Source organism: Haladaptatus sp., from assembly GCF_049589095.1.
GTDB lineage: Archaea > Halobacteriota > Halobacteria > Halobacteriales > Haladaptataceae > Haladaptatus.
Map to the genome: position 1 here is coordinate 1 of NZ_JBAWAC010000176.1, position 4,277 is coordinate 4,277.

Consider the following 4,277-nt stretch of genomic DNA (forward strand, 5'->3'; position numbering starts at 1 on the left):
CCACGACGAACTCGACCAGCACGACGACCGGCACGAAATCCGGAAACTGATCGGCGTTCGTCGTGAACCCGGTGTTCCACTCTTCTCTCACACGTCTCTTCCCATCTCACCTTCCCTCCTCTCTCACTCTTTTCTCCAACTGTTCCGATTCTCCTTGTGCTTCCATCCCGGACGGGAGCTTTCAAGCCGTTCCCGCCCTTAGCGTCGCCAAATGGGTAATTCCGCACTGCGGCAACTCGCATCCCTGGAGGAGGTCAGCTTCGACGACATCGAAGGCTCGGTCGTCGCCATCGACGCCCACAATTGGCTCTATCGTTATCTCACGACGACGGTCAAGTGGACCAGCGACGAGGTGTACACCACCGAGGACGGCACCGAGGTCGCCAATCTGGTCGGCGTCGTCCAAGGCCTGCCGAAGTTCTTCGAACACGATCTGGTTCCCGTCTTCGTCTTCGACGGCCACGTCACGGACCTGAAGAGCGACGAGATCGAGAGCCGACGCGAACAGCGCGAGAAACTGGAGGACCAACTGGAGGATGCACGCGAGGAGGGCGACGCCATCGAAGTCGCCCGACTCGAAGCCCACACCCAGCGGCTCACGCCCGTCATTCAGGAAACGACGCGGGAACTGCTCGACCTGCTCGACGTGCCCGTCGTCGAGGCCCCCGCCGAAGGGGAGGCACAGGCGGCGCACATGGCGCGAACGGGCGCGGTCGATTACGCCGGAACGGAGGATTACGACGCGCTCCTCCTCGGCGCGCCGCTCACGCTCCGCCAATTGACTAGCAAGGGCGACCCGGAACTGATGGACTTCGAGGCCACGCTCGAAGAACACGACATCACGTGGGAGCAGTTGGTCGATATCGCCATCCTCTGTGGCACCGACTTCAACGAAGGAGTCTCCGGTGTCGGCCCGAAAACGGCACTCAAAGGCGTCAAGGAACACGGCGACCTCTTCAGCGTCCTCGAAGAGCGTGACGCCTACATCGAGAACGTCGAAATCATCCGCGGGATGTTTCTGGACCCCAACGTGACCGACGAGTACGAGTTCGACGCGTCGATGGACCCCGACATTGCGGCGGCCCGCGAGTACGTCGTCGACGAGTGGAAAGTCCACGAGGACGAGGTCGCACGCGGGTTCGAGCGCATCGAGGAGAGCATCACCCAGACCGGTCTCGACCAGTGGACGTAGCCCGGCTTTCGAAGGATTCTTACCCCCCTCGTTCGACCTCCCGCCAATGGACGAGGAGCAGCAACGAACGTTAGCCGTCTGGTCGATTTTCGTCGTCCCCTTCGTCTTCCTCTTCGGCTTTCTCCTGTTGTACGACAGCCTCACGCTGGAAATCATCGCCATCTACTGGTTCCCGGCCATCGTCCTCACCATGATCGGGGTTATCGACCCGCCGTGGACCCTCGTCTCGGATGGGGAGTGAGTCCGGAGTTGGAACTGATTTTGACGTTGTGATCGAATACAATCGGAAACGAGTTCCCACCACGTCATCCTCACTTCGTTTGCGTGACCGAACGGGGTCTTTCGAGGGCTATCTCTTGGAACCGAAAATTTCACAAAATCCAAAATCAACCCCAATTCGTCTCCGCCGTCGTAATCGACAGTATTTTTCCGCGAGGGCAAGTACGAACGGTTCGTGAATATACGGGGGACGGTCACCGAGCCGGGAGAGGTGCGGACCGTGAGTACGCAGTACGGGGAACGCGACCTCGTGGAAGTCGTCGTACAACCGGACGACGACGTGCCGGAGACGGTGACGCTGTGGGGCAAGTGGACGGAGACGGCGGAGTATCTCGAAGCGGGGATGGAACTGCTGGTGACGGACGTCGAGGAATCCGAGTACCAGGGCGAGACGAGCTATGCGACGAGCAAGGAGTCCTACGTCGTGGTCGAACCGGCATTCCTCGTGAACGTGACGGACGTTCGGTCGTGGGTGCAGTGCCCCCGGATGTACTACCTGAACAAACTGTCGGGGATTCCGCTGAACTACCCCGTCGTCAAAGGGACCATCGTCCACGAGGTGTTCGGTGATCTGCTCCGCGGTCGGGAACTGGACGAATCCATCGAAGAGCGCGTCGAGGAGGTCGGCCTGCAACTCGGCCTGCTCGGACGCGAAGCGGATGAAGTGGTGGGCGAGGTACGCCAGAACGCCAGCGCCATCGAGGGCTGGTTGGAACAGGGCGTCCTCGACGACACGGACGACTGGCGGAGCGAGTACACACTCATCAGCGAACGTTTCGGCATCAAGGGTCGGTGTGACGCGCTCCGTCGCGGGATGCCGGTCGAACTGAAGACGGGCAAGAACACGAACCGCGACCCGCGCTTTCAGGACAAGATCCAGGCGGCCTGCTACGCCCTTCTCCTGCAAGAGCGCGACGTTCCGGCCGACACGGGCACCCTGCTGTACACGAAGAACTCGGCGCTGGACCGCACCGAGGAGACGGGCGACCTCTCGCCCGCGAAGGAGTTTGCCATCGCCAAGGGACTGCTGGAATTCGTCGTCCGAACCCGCAACGAGATAGCCGCCGCGGAGTTCGACATGAGCGTTCCGACGGGATACGAGGCGAACGCCAAATGCGAGTACTGCTTCGAGAAGGACACCTGCATGGTCGTTTCGGGGCGTCTGGATCAGGAGTCGAAGGCGGGCCAAATCGGCCGCCCCATCCCCGAGGACGAGCGTGAGTACTTCCGGGAGAAGTACGAGCAAATCGAAAAGGAACGGCGGGCGACCCACCGCGAGTACGCCAAACTCTGGGAACAGACGGCCGAGGAGCGGGCCGACGACGACCGCGCGCTCATCGGGTTGGAACCCGCAGGTCAAACCCAGATCGAAGGCGAGCGCTGGGAGCTCCGGGCCCGACGAACCGACGATGCAGTCTCGAAAATTCGGGAGGGCGACGTCGTCCTCGCCAGCAACGGCCACCCGGTCAGCGGGCACGCGGAACTGGCTCGGGTCGTGAAACTCGGGGACGAAATCGTCGTCACGACGGACGAACCCGTCGAACTCCGCAGGCTGGACGTGTACCCCTCGGAGTTCTCGTCCGACGCGATGTTGACCGCGCTGCACGACGCCCTGCTGAAGGGCGACGAACGGCGAAAGGACGTGCTGTTCGGCAGGACGGAACCGGAGTTCGAGGAAGGAATCCGACCCTTCATCGAGAACAACGACGCCCAGAACGAGGCGGTCAACCTCGCGGTGAACGCGAAGGACTGCGCGCTCATCCACGGCCCGCCCGGAACGGGGAAGACTTACACCATCGCGCGGACCATTCGGGCGCTGGTGGAGGACGGCAACCGCGTCCTGCTGTCGGCGTTCACGAACCGCGCCGTGGACAACGCGCTCGAAGCGCTCCGGGAGCAAGGATTCGGAGAAGAGGAAATCGTTCGCGTCGGCACGGAGACCGGCGTCCGCGCGGACATGCAGGACGTTCGACTGGAGCGGAGCGGCGACCCGGGCGCGCGCGTCGCCGAACTCAAGGGGGCGAGCGTCGTCGCCGCTACGACGGCGACCTGCGGTTCGCGGATCATGCGCGAGGAGGCGTTCGACGTGGCGCTCGTGGACGAGGCATCGCAGTTGACCGAACCCGCGACACACGCGGCCATCAACCTCGCCGAGCGGTTCGTCCTCGTCGGCGACCATCATCAACTGCCGCCGGTCGTGAGGGCAGAAACTGACCTCTCGACGTCCCTGTTCCAGCGTCTCGTCGAACGGTACCCCGAGGCGTCCGTCATGCTCGACCGCCAGTACCGGATGGCACAGCGGATTCAGGCGTTCTCCTCGCGGGAGTTCTACGACGGGATGCTCCGTCCGGCGAACGGCGAGGTTGCAGCCCAGAGAATCGAGAACCTCCCGACGGTCGATCCGGACGCCCTTTCACCGAAACTCCGTAACGGCGTGAGCTTCGTCGATCCGGGTGGAACTACGGCGGGCAACACGAACCCCGTCGAGGCCGAGCGTGTGACCGAACTCGTCTCGGAGTTCGTGGAGGCGGGCGTCGCCCGCGAGGACATCGGCGTCATCGCGCCGTTCCGGGCGCAGGTCGCCGAGATTTCTCGAAGGGTTCCGGATTCGGTCGCGGTCGATACGGTGGATCGGTTCCAGGGGTCGAGCAAGGAGGTCATCATCGTCTCGTTCGTCGCCACGGGCGACTTGGACAGTCCCATCTTCGACGACTATCGCCGGGTGAACGTCGCGCTGACCCGGGCCAAAAAATCCCTCGTCCTCGTCGGCGACGAGCGCGCCCTGCGCTCGTCGCCCTTGTACGAC

At 63.1% G+C, this 4,277-nt stretch carries 3 protein-coding genes; all 3 read left to right on the forward strand.

The annotated features are described in order from the left end of the window. Positions 1–211 precede the first annotated feature (211 nt). Positions 212–1,192, forward strand: coding sequence for a flap endonuclease-1 (fen, locus tag WBV42_RS05910; RefSeq protein ID WP_423985202.1), 981 nt, complete (start codon positions 212–214; stop codon positions 1,190–1,192). A gap of 46 nt (positions 1,193–1,238) precedes the next feature. After that, positions 1,239–1,433 carry a hypothetical protein gene (locus tag WBV42_RS05915; RefSeq protein WP_423985203.1) on the forward strand — a complete coding sequence of 65 codons (195 nt, stop codon included), beginning with the start codon at positions 1,239–1,241 and terminating at the stop codon, positions 1,431–1,433. A gap of 213 nt (positions 1,434–1,646) precedes the next feature. Next, on the forward strand, positions 1,647–4,277 hold a 2,631-nt coding region (locus WBV42_RS05920; RefSeq protein ID WP_423985204.1), incomplete at its 3' end, for an AAA domain-containing protein.